At 68.0% G+C, this 18,017-nt stretch carries 14 protein-coding genes; 5 read left to right on the top strand and 9 right to left on the bottom strand.

Annotated features, from left to right (window positions below; genetic code table 11):
- Nucleotides 1-37 precede the first annotated feature (37 nt).
- The 3 genes from LXM88_RS19060 to LXM88_RS19070 all read right to left on the bottom strand — a co-directional run bounded on the left by LXM88_RS19060 (nucleotide 38) and on the right by LXM88_RS19070 (nucleotide 3,213).
- Nucleotides 38-1,399: a D-tagatose-bisphosphate aldolase, class II, non-catalytic subunit gene (locus tag LXM88_RS19060; protein WP_262536081.1), complete on the bottom strand. Its 1,362-nt coding sequence runs from the start codon at nucleotides 1,397-1,399 to the stop codon at nucleotides 38-40.
- Nucleotides 1,387-2,343, bottom strand: coding sequence for a sugar kinase (locus LXM88_RS19065; RefSeq protein ID WP_262536083.1), 957 nt, complete (start codon nucleotides 2,341-2,343; stop codon nucleotides 1,387-1,389). Before LXM88_RS19065 ends, LXM88_RS19060 begins: the two co-directional genes overlap by 13 nt.
- Before the next feature lie 93 nt (nucleotides 2,344-2,436).
- Complete coding sequence (locus LXM88_RS19070; RefSeq protein WP_262536085.1) at nucleotides 2,437-3,213, bottom strand: L-iditol 2-dehydrogenase; 777 nt, start codon at nucleotides 3,211-3,213, stop codon at nucleotides 2,437-2,439.
- A gap of 328 nt (nucleotides 3,214-3,541) precedes the next feature.
- Between LXM88_RS19070 and LXM88_RS19075 the strand changes: the two genes are divergently transcribed.
- Genes LXM88_RS19075 through LXM88_RS19090 form a run of 4 tightly spaced genes read left to right on the top strand, consistent with a single transcriptional unit; the run spans nucleotide 3,542 to nucleotide 6,645 of the window.
- Nucleotides 3,542-4,003, top strand: coding sequence for a Fur family transcriptional regulator (locus LXM88_RS19075; RefSeq protein ID WP_011546084.1), 462 nt, complete (start codon nucleotides 3,542-3,544; stop codon nucleotides 4,001-4,003).
- Nucleotides 4,004-4,050: 47 nt separating this feature from the next.
- Complete coding sequence (locus tag LXM88_RS19080) at nucleotides 4,051-4,965, top strand: metal ABC transporter solute-binding protein (protein ID WP_262536091.1); 915 nt, start codon at nucleotides 4,051-4,053, stop codon at nucleotides 4,963-4,965.
- A 14-nt stretch (nucleotides 4,966-4,979) separates the two neighbouring features.
- Nucleotides 4,980-5,870 (top strand): ABC transporter ATP-binding protein, encoded by an 891-nt coding sequence (locus tag LXM88_RS19085; RefSeq protein ID WP_096471640.1) that lies wholly within the window; start codon nucleotides 4,980-4,982, stop codon nucleotides 5,868-5,870.
- The gene (locus tag LXM88_RS19090; RefSeq protein WP_096471641.1) at nucleotides 5,863-6,645 is read left to right on the top strand and encodes a metal ABC transporter permease; all 783 of its coding nucleotides are present in this window, start codon (nucleotides 5,863-5,865) and stop codon (nucleotides 6,643-6,645) included. Before LXM88_RS19085 ends, LXM88_RS19090 begins: the two co-directional genes overlap by 8 nt.
- 113 nt (nucleotides 6,646-6,758) lie before the next feature.
- Here LXM88_RS19090 and fghA read toward each other — a convergent pair whose 3' ends face one another.
- The 3 genes from fghA to LXM88_RS19105 form a co-directional block, all read right to left on the bottom strand.
- The gene (gene fghA, locus LXM88_RS19095) at nucleotides 6,759-7,607 is read right to left on the bottom strand and encodes an S-formylglutathione hydrolase (RefSeq protein ID WP_262536094.1); all 849 of its coding nucleotides are present in this window, start codon (nucleotides 7,605-7,607) and stop codon (nucleotides 6,759-6,761) included.
- 16 nt (nucleotides 7,608-7,623) lie between these two features.
- On the bottom strand, nucleotides 7,624-8,730 hold the full coding sequence (locus LXM88_RS19100; RefSeq protein WP_006483756.1) for an S-(hydroxymethyl)glutathione dehydrogenase/class III alcohol dehydrogenase: 1,107 nt from the start codon (nucleotides 8,728-8,730) through the stop codon (nucleotides 7,624-7,626).
- Between the two features lie 324 nt (nucleotides 8,731-9,054).
- Nucleotides 9,055-10,536: a xylulokinase gene (locus LXM88_RS19105; RefSeq protein ID WP_262536111.1), complete on the bottom strand. Its 1,482-nt coding sequence runs from the start codon at nucleotides 10,534-10,536 to the stop codon at nucleotides 9,055-9,057.
- Between the two features lie 439 nt (nucleotides 10,537-10,975).
- On the opposite strand from LXM88_RS19105, the gene LXM88_RS19110 reads away from it, so the two are divergent.
- Nucleotides 10,976-12,352 (top strand): nucleobase:cation symporter-2 family protein, encoded by a 1,377-nt coding sequence (locus LXM88_RS19110; RefSeq protein WP_262536112.1) that lies wholly within the window; start codon nucleotides 10,976-10,978, stop codon nucleotides 12,350-12,352.
- 136 nt (nucleotides 12,353-12,488) lie between these two features.
- On the opposite strand, the gene LXM88_RS19115 is transcribed toward LXM88_RS19110, so the two are convergent.
- From LXM88_RS19115 to LXM88_RS19125, 3 genes are all read right to left on the bottom strand, one after another.
- A complete protein-coding gene (locus LXM88_RS19115) occupies nucleotides 12,489-13,052 on the bottom strand; it encodes a chloramphenicol phosphotransferase CPT family protein (RefSeq protein ID WP_262536114.1) in 564 nt (187 codons plus the stop codon).
- A gap of 235 nt (nucleotides 13,053-13,287) precedes the next feature.
- Entirely contained in the window at nucleotides 13,288-14,811 is a 1,524-nt protein-coding gene (locus LXM88_RS19120; RefSeq protein ID WP_262536116.1) for an efflux transporter outer membrane subunit, read from the bottom strand.
- Nucleotides 14,811-18,011 carry an efflux RND transporter permease subunit gene (locus LXM88_RS19125; RefSeq protein ID WP_262536118.1) on the bottom strand — a complete coding sequence of 1,067 codons (3,201 nt, stop codon included), beginning with the start codon at nucleotides 18,009-18,011 and terminating at the stop codon, nucleotides 14,811-14,813. Before LXM88_RS19125 ends, LXM88_RS19120 begins: the two co-directional genes overlap by 1 nt.
- Nucleotides 18,012-18,017 lie beyond the last annotated feature (6 nt).

Consider the following 18,017-nt stretch of genomic DNA (forward strand, 5'->3'; position numbering starts at 1 on the left):
TGTTCGAAGTGTCTTGCGTCGTTTCCTTCGCGGCCCGTCATGCCGGCCGCTGCATTCCGCACGCGCGCGCATAGTGCGCGATCACGTCGCGTATCCGGTGGCGCACCCACGCGCGCGGCTCCTTCGCGAGCCCGCCCGCGCGGCACGCCGCGTAGACATCCGGCAGCCACTGCGCGACGAGCGTCTCGGGCACCGGCTGCCGCGCGAGGTTGCCGAACAGTTGCTCGACCGCGGCCGCGACGGCCGGCTGCAGCCAGTAGTAGCGGATGCGGTCGCTGTAGCTGAACTGGCGCGCGAGCCGCTGCTCGGTTTCGTCGCCGCGGTAGTACGGCGCCCAGTGCTCGGGCTGCGCGCGCATCGCGGCGTCGACGACGTCGCGCAACCGCGAGCGCTGCGCGACGTCGTCGATCAGCGCATCCTCGATGAACGTCAGCGCGAACAGCGCCTCACGCAGCGCGAACGTCAGCGCGGGGCCGACCTTCAGCACCGCGAAGTGGTCGCGCACGAGCGCCGCGAGCGCACCCTCGGTCTGGTAATCGGTCGAATGCGCCTCGAACACGAGGCGCGGTGTATGCAGGATACTCGCGCCGAGCGAGGCCGCCTTCGTGCTGTCGTAGTCGAGCACGTGGCGATCGTCGAAGTCGACACCCGGCTGCGCGACGATCGCGACGACGCGCGTCCACGCGTCGTCGAGCCCGGCCGCCGCGAATGCGCGGCGGTGCGCGTCGAGCGTCGCGGCGATGCTGTCGCTGCGCGTGACCGCGATCTGCGCGATCGCCGCACCGTTCGCATCGCCCGTATTGCCGCTGACTTCGCCGCCCGGCGTCGGCACCTCGGTGCCGATCACGTAGACGGGCGCGACACCGGCGCGCGACGCCGCGTCTTCCGCCACGCGGCACAGCTCGGCTGCGCGGGCGGCGATCGTGCGGTCGTCGAGCCGCGCCGGATCGTCCGCGCACGCCATGCTCGCATCGAGGTGGATCTTTTCGAAGCCGGCTTCGACATACGCGGCGACCATCGCGCCGGCCTCGCGCATCGCATCGGCCGCGCGGCGATGCCGCCACGGGTTCGGGCCGAGATGATCGCCGCCGAGCACGAGCGCCGATTGCGCGAGCCCGCAGCGCGCGGCGATCGCATCGACGTCGCGGCGGAAATCGGCGGGCGTCATGCCCGTATAGCCGCCGAGATGGTTCACCTGGTTGCAGGTCGCCTCGATCAGGAGCGGCGAGCCGTCCGCGCGCGCGGCTTCGCATGCGGCCTCCAGCACCAGCCGGTGCGCGCTGCAGATCGAATAGATGCCGCGTTGCGCGTCCGCGCGGTTCGCGTCGAAGATCATCCGCAGCACGGCATCCGCGTGCGCGGTGCGCGGGCGTTCCGCGAGGGTCGTCAGGCCGGACATGCAATACCTCGTTCGGTCAGGAAACGGTCGATCTCGGCCGCGCTGCTGTTGCCCTCCATCGGGCCGCGCCGCGTGACCGCGATCGCGCCTGCCGCATTCGCGCGGCGCAGCGCGACATCGATCGGCATGCCCGCGACGAGACTCGCGACCAGCGTGCCGCCGAAGCAGTCGCCGGCGCCGGTCGGGTCGATTTCGTCGACCGCGTAAGCCCCAGCCTCGATGCGGCTCGCGCGGTCGAACGCGACGCTGCCCGCGGCGCCGCGCTTCAGCACGACACGCTCGAGCAGCGGATGCGTCGCGAGCAGGCCCGCAATCGCGCGCTCGGCCGGCTGCGGCCCGCAGAAAAACGGCAGGTCGGCTTCGCTCGGCAGGAACAGGTGGCAGGCGGCGAGCATCTGGTCGAGCGCCGCGCGCATCGGGCGGAAGCTCAGCATCTCGGGGCGCACGTTCGGATCGAACGACACCTTCGCGCCGGCGCGCGCGGCCTCGATCACGCCGCGCTGGACCGCCGCGATCGCCGATTCGCTCGTCAGCGACGAGCCCATCACATGGAAATAACGGCAGCCGTCGAACATCGCCGTATCGACGTCGGACGCATCGACGCATGCGGCCGCGCTGGTGGAAAGATTGAAGACGAAGCTGCGCGAACCGTCGTCGCGATACGCGACGAACGCGGTGCCGGTCGGGCGCGCGACGCGGCGGATGCGCGCGACATCGACGCCGTCGCGTTCGAGCCGCGTGACGATCGCGTCGCCGAACGCGTCGCGACCGACGCAGCCCGCATATGCGACGCGCGCGCCGAGCCGGGCGGCCTGATCGGCAAAGATCGCGGGTGCGCCGCTCGGGAACGGTCCGGCGAACAGGCCCGGCGCGTCGAAACCCTGGCCGCGCTCGGCGGCGACGAATTCGGCGAGCAGTTCGCCGGCAACGACGATCGCGGCCATCAGGCCTGCCCTCCTCGTTCGGCGGCGGCGGCGTGCGGCGAAACCGCGTCGTCGCGGGCCGGCAGGCTGGTTGCGCGTGCGAGCGGCGCCACGTCAGCTCATCCAGTTGCCGCCGTCGACGTTCAGCGTCTGGGCGGTGATGTAGTCGGCGTCGGCCGACGCGAGGAACAGCGCGGCGCCCGTCAGGTCGCCCGGCACGCCCATGCGGCCGAGCGGCACGGCTTCGCCCACGAGCCGCTTCTTCTCGCCGAGCGGCCGGTTCTCGTAGCGCGCGAACAGCGCGTCGACCTGCTCCCACATCGGCGTGTCGACGACGCCCGGCGCAATGCCGTTCACGTTGATCCGGTGCGGCGCGAGCGCAAGCGCGGCCGACTGCGTGTAGCTGATCACCGCGGCCTTGGTCGCGCAGTAGTGCGAAACGAGCGCCTCGCCGCGACGGCCGGCCTGCGACGACATGTTGACGATCTTGCCGCCGCGCCCCTGCTCGACCATCCGCTGCGCGACGGCCTGCATCAGGAAGAACAGCCCTTTCACGTTGACCGCGAACAGCCGGTCGAACACGTCCCACGATTCGTCGAGGATCGGGCGCATGTCGAACAGCGCCGCGTTGTTGAACAGGATGTCGACGCCGCCGAAACGCTCGACGGCGGTCACGACGATCCGCTCGATGTCGTCGCGGCGCGTGACGTCCGCGGTGACGGCCACCGCGCGGCCGGGGTTCGCCTCGATCAGCCGCGCAAGCGAGCCGCCTGCCGGCTTCACGTCGACGAGCACGCAGCGCGCGCCCTCGTCCAGATAGCGTTGCGCGACCGCCTCGCCGATGCCGCTTGCGGCGCCCGTCAGGATCGCGACCTTGTCTTCCAGTCTCACTGGCTGTCTCCGGTTCGTTCTGCCGTACGACGGTCGCGAGGTGAGCGAACGCTCGCCGACCGATCAATTGCTCTGTTGTTGATCGAATGATCGGATACGCGATTCGCGCTGTCAAGGCGACGTGACGGCTTTCTATGACGCGCTGCGGCACAACGGCGCATCGCAACGGTCGGTAGCGCACGCCCGGCAAGGCGCGGCGCGCGCGGTGCGGTGCGGCCGGATCGGCGATGAAGGGGACGGAGCGTGGACGGAGCGGGGAATTCGCGCTGCACGGCACGGCGATACGTTATATCATCGCGATACTCCGTTTTCCTGCCTGCTTCATGCCATGGCTACCTCATCGTCCATTGACGCCCGGCTGTCCCGGGCCGACGCATTCGCCGCCGAGCACGGGCTCGCGTGGACGCCGCTGCGCCGCCAGGTCTACGAGCGCGTGCTGGCCGCGCAGCGCCCGATCGGCGCGTACGACCTGCTTGCCGAACTCGAACCGCAGCGCGGCCGCGTGCCGCCCACGACCGTCTATCGCGCGCTGGATTTCCTCGTCGAACACGGCTTCATCCACCGGATCGAATCGAAGAACGCGTTCTTCGCGTGCTGCGAGATCGGCGTGCCGCATGAAGGCCAGTTCCTGATCTGCGATTCGTGCGGCGACACCGTCGAGATTCCCGGCGGCGACCTCGCGAAGCAGCTGTCCGCGAGCGAGCCGGCGCACGGTTTCGAAGTCCACCACCAGGTCGTCGAGCTGAGCGGCCTGTGCGGGCATTGCAAGCGCAAGCCCGCACAACGCTGACGCCGCATCGCGCGGCGCATGCGCCGCCCCTTTCAACGAGGAGTTTCATGTCCATTGCCTTGAAGCGCGCGCCGCGGCGTGCCCTGTCGCCTGTCCGCTGGCTTGCCGCCGCTGCCGCCGCGCTGTCGCTCGCGGCGCCCGCGTTCGCGCAGGCCGCGACCGTCAACGTCGTCGCCGCCGAGAATTTCTACGGCGACGTCGCGTCGCAGATCGGCGGCCGCCATGTCGCGGTAACCAGCATCCTCAGCAATCCCGACCAGGATCCGCACCTGTTCGAAGCGAGCCCGAAGACCGCCCGCGCGCTCCAGCACGCGCAGGTCGTGATCTACAACGGCGCCGACTACGATCCGTGGATGGGCAAGCTGCTCGGCGCATCGAAGCAGGCGAAGCGCGCGACGATCGTCGTCGCCGATCTCGTCGGCAAGAAGGCCGGCGACAACCCGCACCTGTGGTACGACCCGGCGACGATGCCGGCCGCCGCGCGCGCGATCGCGGCCGAGCTCGGCCGCGCCGACCCGGCGAACAAGGCCGACTACGACGCGAACCTGCAGAAGTTCGTCGCATCGCTGAAGCCCGTCGACGACAAGGTCGCTGCACTGCGCGCGCAGTACAAGGGCGTGCCGGTAACGGCCACCGAGCCCGTGTTCGGCTACATGTCCGACGCGATCGGGCTCGACATGCGCAACCAGCGCTTCCAGCTCGCGACGATGAACGACACCGAGGCGAGCGCGCAGGACGTCGCCGCGTTCGAGAACGACCTGCGCAAGAAGCAGGTGCGCGTGCTGATCTACAACAGCCAGGCCGAAGCGCCGATGACCAAGCGCATGCTGAAGATCGCGCGCGACGGCGGCGTGCCTGCCGTCAGCGTCACCGAGACGCAGCCGGCCGGCAAGACCTTCCAGCAATGGATGGCCGGCCAGCTCGACGCGCTCTCCGCCGCGCTTTCCGCCGGCAAGAAATAAACGACCGTAACGACATGACCGCCACTCCCCACGCACTCGCAGTCGATCGCGTCACGCTCGAACTGGGCGGACGCACGATCCTGCGCGACGTCAGCTTCTCGATCGAACCCGGCGAATTCGTCGGCGTGCTCGGGCCGAACGGCGCGGGCAAGACGACGCTGATGCGCGCGGTGCTCGGCCTCGTGCCCGTCTCGGCCGGCACGCTGTCGGTCGGCGGCGTGCCGGTCGTGCGCGGCAACGCGTCGATCGGCTACATGCCACAGATCAGGAGCGGCCTCGCGAACCGCCGGATGCGCGGCTACGACTTCGTCGCGATGGCCGCCGACGGCCACCGCTGGGGGCTGCCGCACACGAACGCGGCGACGCGCCGCGACGTCGACCGCGTGCTCGACCTGGTCGGCGGCCCGACGCTCGCGCGCCGGCCGCTGTCGGAACTGTCGGGCGGCGAGCGGCAGCGCCTGCTGCTCGCGCAGTGTCTGCTCGGCAGCCCGAAGCTGCTGCTGCTCGACGAACCGCTGATCAGCCTCGATCCGAACCACCAGCGCGGCGTGGTCGAACTCGTGCGCAACGTGCAGCGCGAGCTCGGCATCACGGTGTTGTTCTCCGCGCACGAACTGAACCCGCTGCTGAACGCACTCGACCGCGTGCTGTATCTCGGCAACGGCGTCGCGGCGCTCGGCACCGTCGACGAGGTGATCACGAAGCCCGTGCTGTCGCGGCTCTACGGATCGCCGATCGACGTGATGCGCGTGAACGGCAAGATCTTCGTGATGTCGGGCGACGTCGAGATCGAGAAGCACGACCACGAACACGAGGACGACGACGGCCACTCGCACGGCGGCGGCGGCGGACACGGCCATCACCACCACGGACACGCTCATCCCGGGCATTCGCACGATGTTTGAATACGACTTCATGATCAACGCCTTCGCGGCGTCGGGAATCGTCGCGGTGCTCGCGGGCATCGTCGGCTACTTCCTGGTGCTGCGCGGGCAGACTTTCGCTGGCCATGCGCTGTCGCACGTCGGCTTCACCGGCGCGACGGGCGCGGTGCTGCTCGGCATCTCGCCGATCTGGGGAATGGTCGGCTTCACGCTCGCGGCCGGGATCGGGATGGGCGCGCTCGGCGAACGGCTCGCGGGCCGCGACGTCGCGATCGGCGTGATCCTGTCGGGCGCGCTCGGCTTCGGCCTGCTGTTCCTGCATTTCTACACGTCGTTCGCAACGCAGGTGACCGCGCTGCTGTTCGGCAACGTGCTCGCGGTCAACCACGACACGCTCGCGGTGCTGGCCGGCATCGGTGCCGTGAGCCTCGTCGCGCTCGCGCTGATCGCGCGACCGCTGCTGTTCGCGTCGCTGCAGCCCGAACTGGCCGAAGCCAAGGGCGTGTCGCTGCGCACGGTGTCGATGCTGTTCCTCGCGGTGTGTGCGCTCGCGGTGGCCGCGGCGACGCAGATCGTCGGCGTGCTGCTCGTGTTCACACTGCTGGTCGGGCCGGCCGCGGCCGCGCAGAACGTGTCGACGCGGCTGTCGACGGGCGTGCTGCTCGCCGCGCTGTTCGCGCTGTTCGAAGCGTGGGCCGGCATCACGCTCGCGTATCACACCGACTGGCCGACGAGCTTCTGGATCACCGCGCTGTCGGCGCTCGTGTACGGCGCGAGCCTGTTGCGGCGCCACTGATCGCCAATCGCTGCCAAAAGAAAACGCCGGCGTGCCCGAGGGCAGCGCCGGCGTTTTTTCATGCGCCCGCAATCGCGCGCGGCGATGCGTGCGTTACCTGCTTGGCACCCCGCTCAACGCGTAAGCACACGCGCGTGATGCGCGATGTGATCGGCGATGAACGTCGAAATGAAGTAATACCCGTGGTCGTAGCCCGCATGGCGGCGCAGCGTCAGCGGCTGGCCGGCCTTCGCGCACGCGGCTTCGAACACGTCGGGGTTCAGCTGGTTCGCGAGGAATTGATCGGCGAGGCCCTGGTCGACCAGGATGCCGTCCGCGAACTTCGGCGCATCTGCACGCGCGACGAGCTCGCTCGCGTCGTGTGCCTTCCACGCGTCGCGATCGTCGCCGAGATATCCCGAGAACGCCTTCTCGCCCCACGGGCAGCGCGTCGGCGCGGCGATCGGCGCGAACGCCGACACCGACCGGTACAGGCCGGGATGACGCAGCGCGAGCGTCAGCGCGCCGTGGCCGCCCATCGAGTGCCCGAAGATCCCGAGCCGCGCGCCGTCGATCGGCAGCTCGGCCGCGACGAGCTCGCGCAGCTCGCCCGTCACGTACGATTCCATCCGGTAATGCGCGGACCACGGCGCCTCGGTCGCATCGACATAGAAGCCCGCGCCGACGCCAAAGTCCCACGCATCGGTCTCGCCCGGCACGCCCGCGCCGCGCGGGCTCGTATCGGGCATCACGAGCGCGACGCCGTGCTGCGCCGCGTATTGCTGCGCGCCGGCCTTGATCGCAAACGTCTCGTCGGTGCAGGTGAGGCCCGCGAGGTAGAACAGCGCCGGCACGCGGCCGTGCGCCGCCTGCGGCGGCAGGTACACCGAGAACTTCATCGGCAGCCCGATCACCGCCGAATCGTGACGGTAGAAGCGCTGCTCGCCGCCGTGGCACGCATGCGAGGAAACGAGTTCGAGCATGACGGTGCGCTCCCGGTCAGTACAGCACGACCGAACGGATCGACTCGCCGGCTTTCATCAGGTCGAAGCCTTCGTTGATCCGCTCGAGCGGCAGCGTGTGCGTGATCAGGTCGTCGATGTTGATCTTGCCTTCCATGTACCAGTCGACGATCTTCGGCACGTCGGTGCGGCCGCGCGCGCCGCCGAACGCCGAGCCCTTCCACTCGCGGCCCGTCACCAGCTGGAACGGACGCGTGCTGATTTCCTCGCCGGCTGCCGCCACGCCGATGATGAACGACTGGCCCCAGCCCTTGTGCGTGCACTCGAGCGCCTGGCGCATCAGCTTCACGTTGCCGACGCATTCGAACGAGTAGTCGGCGCCGCCGTCGGTCAGCTGCACGATGTGGTCGACGACGTTCTCGACTTCGTTCGGGTTGATGAAGTGCGTCATCCCGAACTTCTTCGCGAGCTCGACGCGCTTCGGGTTGATGTCGACGCCGATGATCTTGTCCGCGCCGACCATCTTCGCGCCCTGGATCACGTTCAGGCCGATCCCGCCGAGGCCGAACACGACGACGTTCGCACCGGCCTCGACCTTCGCCGAGTAGACGACCGCGCCGACGCCCGTCGTCACGCCGCAGCCGATGTAGCAGATCTTGTCGAACGGCGCGTCCTCGCGCACCTTCGCGACCGCGATCTCCGGCACGACGATGTAGTTCGAGAACGTCGACGTGCCCATGTAGTGGAACAGCGGCTTGCCGTCGAGCGAGAAGCGCGACGTCGCGTCGGGCATCAGGCCCTTGCCCTGCGTCGCGCGGATCTTCTGGCACAGGTTGGTCTTGCGCGACAGGCAGAACTTGCACTCGCGGCATTCGGGCGTGTAGAGCGGAATCACGTGGTCGCCCTTCCTCACGGTGCCGACGCCGGGGCCGACGTCGACCACCACGCCCGCGCCTTCATGGCCGAGGATCGCCGGGAAGATGCCTTCCGGATCGGCACCCGACAGCGTGTAGTAGTCGGTGTGGCAGATGCCCGTCGCCTTCACTTCGATCAGCACTTCGCCTGCGCGCGGCCCTTCGAGATCGACTTCCTCGATCGTCAGCGGCGCACCCGCCTTCCATGCAATCGCGGCTTTCGTTTTCATCGTGTCACTCCTGTCTGTCAATAAGGTCGCCCCGGGGCGGCGCTGCAGCGCCTGTGTCGCCCGGGGTCAGTGCTTCAACACGGGTGTCGGCCGGAGCCGGCGCTTCGGCACCGACTCCGGCCCCACGCGTTGCATCCGGTCCCATGCTTCGCACCGGGCCCCGCTCAAAGCGGTCGAAACCATGCCGCGCGACATCGCGCGCGACACGGCAAAAGCATCTCGTGCTCGCCATGATGGCCGCTCCCGCGTCACCCCGCGTGCGGGAATCGGTCGCCGGCTTGCCACGATGCGTCATCGCTGACGCAAAAGAACAAGTGTCCGAGTTTAAACGCCCGTCGTGAACCATGCATCCGTGCGCGCATACAGATCGACGAAGCGGGCGTGGCGCGCGGCCAGCAGGCGATCGTCGCGCGGCGCGGCGACCGGCGACGCGGCTGGCGCCAGCGCGTGCAGCGCATCTTCGCGCCAGTGTCCGATCGCGACGCCCGCGAGCAGCGCGGCCCCGCGCGTCGCGGCATTCGGGCAATCGATCGCATGCAGCGACGCGCCGAGCGCATCGGCAAGCAACTGGCGCCAGCGCGGATCGACCGAGCCGCCGCCCGCGAGACGCAGCATCGTCACCGGGTCGCGCCGATCCGCATCGCGGATCGCATCGAGCCCCGCGCGCAACGCGAACGCGACGCCTTCGAACGCGGCACGCATCATCGCGCCGCGCGTGTCGCCGAGCCCGAGGCCGAGCCAGCCGCCGCGCGCATCGGGGTTCATCCACGGCGAACGCTCGCCGGTCAGGTACGGCAGGAAGCACAGCCGTTCCGACGCCGGCTGCGCGAACGCATCGTCATACGCGTGAGCCCATTCCGAATAGCCGAGCCAGCCGCGCACGGCTTCGAGCGCGAGCCCGACGTTCTGCATCGCGGCCATCGTGTAATAACCGCCGCCGGCCGCCGCGCGATAGCGATGCAGCCCGCGCCGCGCGGGCGGCAGCGCATCCGCGAGCACGACGATCTGGCCGCCGCTGCCCGTCGTCAGCAGCGCGTCGCCGGCCGCGACGAGCCCGCTGCCGAGCGCCGCGCACGCGGTGTCGGCCGCGCCCGTCGCCAGCGGCACGCCGGCAGGCAGGCCGAGCGCCGCGGCCGCCTGCGCGCCGAGCACGCCGCAGCGCGCTGTCGACGCAAGGACCGGCGCAAACCGGTCGGCCGGCAGGCCGAGCGCGTCGATCGTTGCCGCATCCCATGCGCCGTCGGGCGTCGCGAGCGCGGTCGCGCACGCATCGCTCGGATCGGCCGCGACGTCGCCGCCGAGCGCGATGCGCAACCAGTCCTTCGGCTGCACGGCCCAGCGCGCGGCGCGCAGCGCATCGGGTTCGTGCGCGGCCAGCCAGCGCAACAGCGGGCCCGCCATGCCCGGCGCGACCGGGTTCGGAGCGGCGGGCGCTCCCGCGACGGGCGCTCCCGCGACGGGCATTCCGGCGGCGGGCCAGCCGGCCGCGTCCGCTTCGCGCACCGCGCGCGTGTCGGGCCACAGCAGCGCGGGCCGCACCGGCTGCCCGTCCGCGTCGATCAGCACGACGCCATGCATCTGGCCGGAGAAGCCGATCGCCGCGACCTGCGCGCGCTCGCCGGCCGGCAGCCGCGCGGCCGCGCGCACGAGCGCCTGCCACCACGCGTCGGGCGCGATCTCGGCCCAGCCGGGCTGCGGCGACGACAACGCATAGGGTTCGCTCGCGACCGCGCGCTCGACGCCATCGGCATCGAGCGTGACGAGTTTGACGGAGCCGGTGCCGAGGTCGATTCCGAGCAGGCGCATGACGGGAGGATGAATTCGAATGAACGGATGCCGATGATAACGGGATCGCGATGTGCGCCCCGATTTTCGCGACCGCCGCGACTCGCCGAAAGCGCGGTCGGCGGCCGGGTTTCACCGGGCTGCACCTTGCGTGCAAAAGCGGCCGTTCGCGGGTTAACCCGGCACGATTTTTCACCGGTCCTTTTTGCCACTATGCGCCCTTCCCGATACACACCATAAAGCGGCCGATATTTGGCACGGGGGCCGGCGCTATTTTGAAGGGCTATAAAACCGGGGAACCTCACTCCTGCGGCAGTTTCCCGATGATCGACACCCTGTTGCATGCCGAATCGGCATATCGAACCAGCAAAGAACGGAATAGTACCCAGCGCTCTTGTTGCGCGGATTCATTCCGCATAACTTCGTATCACCCCGAAAACAAGATCATGGAGTGAGACAGATGCAATCGAACACGGTCCATCCGTGCGATGAAGTGCTGCCGACCGGCAAGCTGGTAACGCTTGGCCTGCAACACGTCCTCGTCATGTACGCCGGCGCTGTCGCCGTGCCGCTTATCGTTGGCGGCGCGCTCAAGCTGCCGAAAGACCAGATCGCGTTCCTGATCAGCGCCGATCTGTTTTCGTGCGGCATCGCGACGCTGATCCAGACGCTGGGCCTGTGGATCTTCGGGATCCGCCTGCCCGTCATCATGGGCTGCACGTTCGCGGCAGTCGGCCCGATGATCGCGATCGGCACGAACCCCGGCCTCGGCATTCTCGACATCTTCGGCTCGACCATCGCGGCCGGCATCATCGGCATCGTGCTGGCGCCGATGATCGGCAAGCTGTTGCGGTTCTTCCCGCCGGTCGTGGTCGGCACCGTGATTGCCGTGATCGGGCTGTCGCTGATGGAGGTCGGCATCAACTGGGCCGCCGGCGGCGTCGGCAACCCCGAATACGGCAGCCCCGTCTATCTCGGCCTGTCGCTGCTCGTGCTCACGCTGATCCTGCTGATCAACAAGTTCGGCCGCGGCTTCATCGCGAACATCTCGGTGCTGCTCGGCATCGTCGCCGGCTTCGCGATCGCGTTCTCCATCGGCCGCGTGAACACGGAAGGCGTGTCGCTCGCGCCGTGGGTCGGCTTCGTGATGCCGTTCCACTTCGGCTGGCCGCACTTCGACCCGCTGTCGATCGCGACGATGGTCACCGTGATGTTCGTCACGTTCATCGAATCGACCGGCATGTTCCTCGCAGTCGGCGACATGGTCGATCGCCCGGTCGACCAGGATCGCCTCGTGCGCGGCCTGCGCGTCGACGGCCTCGGCACGCTGATCGGCGGCATCTTCAACTCGTTCCCGCATACGTCGTTCTCGCAGAACGTCGGCCTGATCGGCGTGACGGGCGTGAAGAGCCGGTTCGTGTGCGCGACGGGCGGCGTGATCCTCGTGATGCTCGGCCTGTTCCCGAAGATGGCGCAGGTCGTCGCGTCGGTGCCGCCGTTCGTGCTCGGCGGCGCAGGCATCGTGATGTTCGGGATGGTGGCCGCGAACGGCATCAAGGTGCTGTCGAAGGTCGACTTCGTGAACAACAGCCACAACCTGTTCATCGTCGCCGTGAGCATCGGCATGGGCCTCGTGCCGGTCGTGTCGCCGCACTTCTTCTCGAAGCTGCCGCCCGCGCTCGCACCGATCCTGCACAGCGGCATCCTGCTGGCATCGGTAACGTCCGTGGTCCTGAACATCGTGTTCAACGGCGTGAAAGGCGAAAAGGATGCGCGCTGCGACATCCGCCGCGCCGGACACGACTTCGACGGGCGTCCCGCCGACGTGCACCACTGATCGCCCCGCGCCGGACGACGGCGCAACGCGGTAACGAAAAAACGCCACGGCATGCCGTGGCGTTTTGCTTGGCGGGACCATCGTGGCAAGGGCGCCCTTCACGCCGCGGGCAGGTTTCTCACGGAGAAACGGGCCATCAACTCCCGTGCAGCGCCAGCGCCAGCGCGACCTTTCGCGCGCACGCTTCCGGCGTGGCCTTGCTGGTGTCGACAGTAACGTCATAGGTGATGCCGGCGTGCACCTTGTCGTACTGCCAGCGCGCCAGCCCCGCGATACGATCGCCCCGTTGCCGCTCCCTTTCCTCGAGGACCTCCAGCGGACAGTGGACGCCGACCATGCTGACCGTAAACGGCGCCAGCAAACGGGCGTATTCCGCTTTCTCGTCGCCCAGCAGAACGTCGTCGACGATCAGATGGTTCCCCTGGTTAGCCAGCGCGACGATGGCATGTCGCATCCCCTGCATCGCCCGCCGCGCAACAGGCCCGCTGGATATCGATACGACATCCTTGCCGTCCTCGATGGACGACGAAAAAACGAATCCGTCCGCATCGTTCAGGTAACGCGCGGGCAGCATTCCGAGAAACGCATCCATCTGGACATGCAGGAACGGGAGGTCCAGCATGGCCTGGAGCGCATGCGCGAGAGACGTCTTGCCTGAGCTTCCCACGCCGTTGAGCAGGATGATTCGGGTCGTTTTCATGCAGCGAGTGTACCTGCGTGCGTTGAGCGGCACCGATCGAGGTCGCGGAACGAACTGCGTGACTCGACGCGCCACACCGGGCATGTTTGCCGGGAAGCCGATGCGATGAAACACATCGACCGGCGCGTCGGCTCGGGCACAAAAAACGCCACGGACTTTCGTCCGTGGCGTTGTCGTGTGCGCATACCGCCGGTTCGACGGACAGCAGCGGTCGCCCGCTCCCGCCCCGCTTCGCTTACCCGTTGGTTGCCGCTGCCGACGCGGGCGCCGGGGCGGCCGCCTTGTCGTAGTCGACCGGCGCGTCCGGCGCGCGCGGCGTCTCGCCGGCCCGCTGGACCCAGCCGCCGCCCAGTGCGCGGTACAGCGTGACGAGGTTCGTCCAGCGTGCCAGACGCGCATTGATCAGCGTCAACTGCGCCGTGTACAGGCCCGTCTGCGCGGTCAGCACCGACAGGTAGCTGTCGACGCCGTTCCTGTAACGCAGGTCCGACAGGTCGAAGCGGCGCTGCTGCGCGTGCTCGTTGCGCTCGAGCGCGGCGATCTGCTGGTCGTACGTGCCGCGTGCGGCCAGCCCGTCCGACACTTCGCGGAATGCCGACTGGATCGCCTTCTCGTAGTTGGCGATCTCGATGCGCTTCTGCACGTGCGCGAGGTTCAGGTTCGCGATGTTCTGGCCGCCTTCGAAGATCGGCATCGTGATCTGCGGCGCAAACGACCACGCCGCCGTGCCGGCCTTGAACAGGCCGCCGAGCGTCGGGCTCCCGGTGCCGAACGCGCCCGTCAGCGAGATCTTCGGGAAGAACGCCGCGCGTGCCGCGCCGATGTTCGCGTTCGCGGCCAGCAGCGTCTGCTCGGCCTGCATCACGTCCGGACGACGCGTCAGCAGGTCCGACGGCAACCCGGCCGGTACGTCCGTCAGCAGGTTCTGCGAGTCGAGCGGCATGCCCGGCGGCAGATCGTCCGGCAGCGGCTCGCCGATCAACAGCACCAGCGCGTTCAGCGCCTGCGCACGCGCACGCGCCTGTGCCTGCTGGTCCGCAAGCGCCGTCTCGACGACGGTCTGCGCCTGACGCAGGTCGAGCTCGGAGCCCGTGCCGTTGTCGAACTGCAGCTTCGTCAGGTCGTACGATGCCTGTGCAGTCTTCAGCGTGTTCTCCGTGACCTGCAGCAGGTCGTCGGTCGACAACAGCGTCAGGTACTGGTCAGCCACCTGCGACACCAGCGAGATTTCCTGCGCCTGCCGTGCGTACGAGGTCGACAGGTACTGCGCGAGCGCCTGGTCCTTCAGGCTCTGCACGCGGCCGAACAGGTCGAGCTCCCACGACGCCGAAAGCCCGACGTTGTAGGCGCGCGAGATGTACGGCGCACCGGTCGTCGACAAGCCCCGCGGTACGCGCTGGATGCTGCCGGTGCCCGTGCCGTCGAGCGTCGGGAACAGGCCCGCGCGCGTGATCTGGTACTGCGCGCGCGCCGCCTCGATGTTCAGCACCGACACGCGCAGGTCGCGGTTGTTGTTCAGCGCGATCTCGATCAACCGCTGCAGGCGCGGATCGACGAAGAATTCGCGCCAGCCGATGGCGGTCGCCGCCTGGCCGTTCGCGCTGCGCGCGCCGGCAGCGCCCGGCTGCGTCGCGTAGACGCCGCCGGCCGGGTACGCCTGTGCGACGGGTGCGTCGGGCCGCGTGTAGTGCGGCGCCATCGTGCAGCCCGTGGCAAAGAGCGCAACCGCGATTGCAGTCAAAGCATGTTTTTGCATCATCACTGCCCCTTCTTCTCGTCGTCGCCGTGGCCGCCCTTCTCCGCGTCGTGCATGTGATCCTGCGCAAGACGCAGCGCCTCGTCGACGTCTTCCTTCTCGCCGCTGAAGATCGCGCGGATCTTCACGAAGAACATCGGGATCATGAAGATCGCGAGGAACGTCGCCGTGATCATCCCGCCGATCACGCCGGTACCGATCGCGTGCTGGCTCGCCGAACCCGCGCCGTTGCTGATCGCGAGCGGCATCACGCCGAGAATGAACGCCATCGACGTCATCAGGATCGGGCGCAGCCGCTGGCGCGCCGCTTCCAGCGCGGCCTCGACCGGCCCCATCTTCTCCGTCACCTGCAACTCGCGCGCGAACTCGACGATCAGGATCGCGTTCTTCGCGGACAGGCCCACGGTGGTCAGCAGGCCGACCTGGAAGAACACGTCGTTCTCGAGGCCGCGCATCGTCGCCGCGAGCAGCGCACCGATCACGCCGAGCGGCACCACCATGATCACCGAGAACGGGATCGACCAGCTTTCATACAGTGCCGCGAGACACAGGAACACGACGAGGATCGAGATCGCGTACAGGATCGGTGCCTGCGAACCGGACTGGATTTCCTGGAACGACAGGCCGGTCCACGAATAGCCGATACCGACCGGCAGCTTCTTCGCGAGCCCTTCCATCGCGGTCATCGCCTGCCCCGTCGACTTGCCCGGCGCGGCCTGACCCTGGATTTCCATCGCCGAGACACCGTTGTAGCGCTCGAGCTTCGGCGAACCGTAGGTCCAGTGACCGCTCGCGAACGCGCCGAACGGCACCATCCCGCCCGCCCCGTTGCGCACGTACCAGATGTTCATGTCTTCCGGCGTCATCCGGAACGGCGCGTCGGCCTGCACGTACACCTTCTTGATCCGGCCGTCGGTGTCGAGGAAGTTGTTCACGTACTTCGACGCCCACGCGATCGAGAACGTCTGGTCGATCGCATCCGCCGTCACGCCGAGCGCATTCGCCTTCTCGCGGTCAATGTCGACCTTGTACTGCGGCGTGTCGTTCAGGCCGTTCGGGCGCACGCCCTGCAGCGTCGGATCCTTCGAGGCCATCCCGAGCAACTGGTTACGCGCGGCCATCAGCGCGTCGTGGCCGAGACCGGCGTTGTCCGTCAGCTCGAAGTCGAAGCCGGCGGCCGTACCGAGTTCGGGAATCGACGGCGGGTTGAACGGGATCACCATCGCGTCCTTGTAGCCCGCGTAGCGCCCGAACATCCGGCCGATCAGTGCCTGCACCTTCTGGTTCGCATGCTGACGCTGCGAGTAGTCCTTCAGGCGCACGAACACAAGACCGGAGTTCTGGCCGCGACCCGCGAAGCTGAAGCCGTTCACCGTGAACGCCGATTCGACGATTTCCTTCTCGTCGTTCAGCAGGTAGTCGGAAATGTTCGCGAGCGTCTTCGCGGTCGTTTCCTGCGTCGAACCCGACGGCGTCTGCACGATCACGAACATCAGGCCCTGGTCTTCATCGGGCAGGAACGACTTCGGCAGGCGCACGAACAGCAGCCCGACCCCGACGATCACGGCCAGGTAGATGATGAGCCAGCGGCCCGAACGCTTGATCACGTGGTGCACGCCGACGTGGTACTTGTCGCGGCTGTTGTTGAACGTGCGGTTGAACCAGCCGAAGAAGCCCTTCTTCTCTTCGTGATGCCCTTGCGGGATCGGCTTCAGGATCGTCGCGCACAGCGCCGGCGTCAGAATCAACGCGACGAGCACCGACAGCACCATCGCCGTCACGATCGTCAGCGAGAACTGGCGATAGATCGCGCCGACCGACCCGCCGGAGAACGCGACCGGCACGAACACGGCCGACAGCACGAGCGCAATGCCCACCAGCGCGCCGGTGATCTGGCCCATCGCCTTGCGGGTCGCCTCCTTCGGCGACAAGCCCTCTTCCGCCATCACGCGTTCGACGTTCTCCACCACCACGATCGCGTCGTCGACCAGCAGGCCGATCGCGAGCACGAGGCCGAACATCGACAGCGTGTTGATCGAGAAGCCCACCAGCGACATGACCGCGAACGTGCCGAGCAGCACGACCGGCACCGCGATCGTCGGGATGATCGTCGCCCGCAGGTTCTGCAGGAACAGATACATCACGAGGAACACCAGCACGATGCCTTCGAGCAGCGTCTTGACCACTTCCTCGATCGACAGCTTCACGAACGGCGTCGTGTCGTACGGGTACTTCACGACGAGACCATGCGGGAAGTACGGCGCCAGCTCGTCGATCTTCGCGCGTACGGCCTTCGCGGTCGCCAGCGCGTTCGAGTTGGTCGCGAGCTGGATACCGAGCGCCGCGGTCGGCTGACCGTTGTACTTCGTGTCGAAGCTGTAGTTTTCGCCGCCGAGTTCGATCTTCGAGACGTCCTTCAGGCGCACCCGCGAGCCGTCCTGGTTGACCTTCAGCAGGATGTTGCCGAACTGCTCGGGTGTCTGCAGCAGCGTCGATTCGGTGATCGTCGCCTGCAGCACGGTGCCCGGCTTGGCCGGCGTGCCGCCGAGCTGGCCGCCCGCGACCTGCACGTTCTGCGCGGTGATCGCCGAGGTCACGTCGACCGGCGTGAGGCCGTAGTTCGTCAGGCGGGTCGGGTCGAGCCAGATCCGCATCGCATACTGCGAGCCGAACAGCGTGACGGTACCGACGCCGTTCAACCGGCTGATCGGATCCTTCACGTGCGACGCCACGAAGTTCGCGAGGTCGTACTTGTTCATGCTGCCGTCTTCGGAGTTGAAGGCGAGCACCAGCAGGAAGCTGCTGCTCGACTTCGTCACCGACAGGCCGAGCTGCTGCACGACCTGCGGCAGAACCGGCGTCGCGAGCGACAGCTTGTTCTGCACCTGGACCTGCGCGATGTCGGCGTTGGTGCCCGGCGCGAACGTCAGCGTGATGGTCGCGTTGCCCGACTCGTCACTCGTCGACGACATGTACAGGAAGTTGTCGAGACCGCTCATCTGCTGCTCGATCACCTGCGTCACCGTGTCTTCCACCGTCTTCGCGGAAGCGCCCGGGTAGTTCGCGGTGATCTGGATCGATGGCGGCGCGATCGTCGGATACTGCGAGATCGGCAGCGTGAAGATCGCCGCGACCCCGGCCAGCATCAGGATGATGGCGATCACCCACGCAAAGATCGGGCGATCGATAAAAAACTTTGCCATGAAACA

Source organism: Burkholderia sp. S-53 (genome assembly GCF_025560745.1).
GTDB classification, from domain to species: Bacteria; Pseudomonadota; Gammaproteobacteria; order Burkholderiales; family Burkholderiaceae; genus Burkholderia; species Burkholderia pyrrocinia.